The 1,582-nt window shown below is 59.8% G+C and carries 2 protein-coding genes; both read right to left on the reverse strand.

Annotated features, from left to right (window positions below; all coding sequences use genetic code 11):
* Nucleotides 1–863 (reverse strand): FAD-binding protein (locus HBN68_RS21900; protein WP_169966170.1); only part of this gene is annotated, 863 nt, incomplete at its 3' end.
* A gap of 2 nt (nt 864–865) precedes the next feature.
* A partial coding sequence (locus HBN68_RS21905; protein WP_094995370.1) for an electron transfer flavoprotein subunit beta/FixA family protein occupies nt 866–1,582 on the reverse strand: 717 nt, incomplete at its 5' end.

Genomic DNA, 1,582 nt, shown 5'->3' on the forward strand with positions numbered 1-1,582 from the left:
TGGAAGATCGGCGCTTCTTCGTCCTTGTTGATCGCAACGATCACTTTGGAGTCTTTCATGCCCGCCAGGTGCTGGATCGCGCCGGAAATACCGACCGCGATGTACAGCTGTGGCGCAACGATCTTACCCGTCTGACCGACCTGCATGTCATTGGGTACAAAACCGGCATCAACTGCGGCACGGGACGCACCGACGGCAGCGCCCAGCTTGTCGGCCAGCGCGTACAGGTGCTTGAAGTTGTCGCCGTTCTGCATGCCACGACCGCCGGATACAACGATTTTGGCTGCCGTCAGTTCAGGACGGTCCGACTTGGCCAACTCTTCGTTCACGAACGAAGACGTGCCTGCATCATGAACGGCCGCTACGGCTTCAACCGCTGCAGACCCGCCTTGCGCAGCCACCGGGTCAAAACCGGTGGCACGCACGGTGATCACTTTGACCGGCGCTGTCGATTGCACAGTGGCAATGGCGTTACCGGCATAGATCGGACGCTTGAAGGTGTCAGCGCTTTCAACCGAGATGATCTCGGAGATCTGGTCAACGTCCAACTGAGCAGCGACACGCGGCAGGATGTTTTTGCCGTTGGAGGTCGCAGCAGCCAGGATGTGGCTGTAACCCTTGCCCAACTCTGCTACCAGCGGAGCCACGTTTTCCGGCAACTGGTGCGCGTACGCTGCGTTGTCGGCAGCCAGCACGCTGGCCACGCCCGAAATCTGCGCGGCGGCTTCAGCGATGGCGCCAATGCCCTGACCTGCAACCAGAACGTGAATGTCACCGCCGATTTTGGCAGCGGCGGCTACGGTGTTCAGCGTGGCCGGGGCCAGGGCTTTACCGTCGTGTTCTGCGATTACCAAGATAGTCATGTTTAGATTACCTTCGCTTCGTTTTTCAGTTTCTCGACCAGTTCAGCCACCGACTTGACCTTGATGCCTGCGCTGCGAGCCGCAGGCGCTTCGACTTTCAGGGTCTTGTTGGTCGATGCCGTGGAAACGCCCAATGCATCAGGCGTCAGCACTTCAAGCGGCTTTTTCTTGGCTTTCATGATGTTTGGCAGGGACGCATAGCGCGGCTCGTTCAAACGCAGGTCGGTGGTGACGATGGCCGGCAGACTCAGGGACACCGTTTGCGCGCCGCCGTCGATTTCACGGGTCACGGCAACCTTGTCACCCGCCACTTCAACCTTGGACGCGAACGTACCCTGACCGAAACCGGTCAGCGCGGCCAGCATCTGGCCCGTCTGGTTGTTGTCGCTGTCGATGGCCTGTTTACCCAGGATCACCAGTTGCGGCTGCTCCTTGTCCACCACGGCCTTGAGCAGCTTGGCCACGGCCAGCGAGGTCAGGTCTTCGGCGGATTCGACGAGGATGGCACGATCCGCACCCAGTGCCAGCGCGGTACGCAGCTGTTCCTGAGCCGTGGTCGGGCCGATGGAGACGACGACGATCTCGGTTGCCACGCCTTTCTCTTTCAGGCGCACGGCTTCTTCCACTGCGATTTCGCAGAAGGGGTTCATCGACATCTTGACGTTGGCGAGGTCAACGCCGGAGTTGTCCGCTTTGACGCGAACTTTAACGTTGTAATC

Source organism: Pseudomonas sp. WS 5078 (assembly GCF_012985745.1).
Classification (GTDB): domain Bacteria; phylum Pseudomonadota; class Gammaproteobacteria; order Pseudomonadales; family Pseudomonadaceae; genus Aquipseudomonas; species Aquipseudomonas lundensis_A.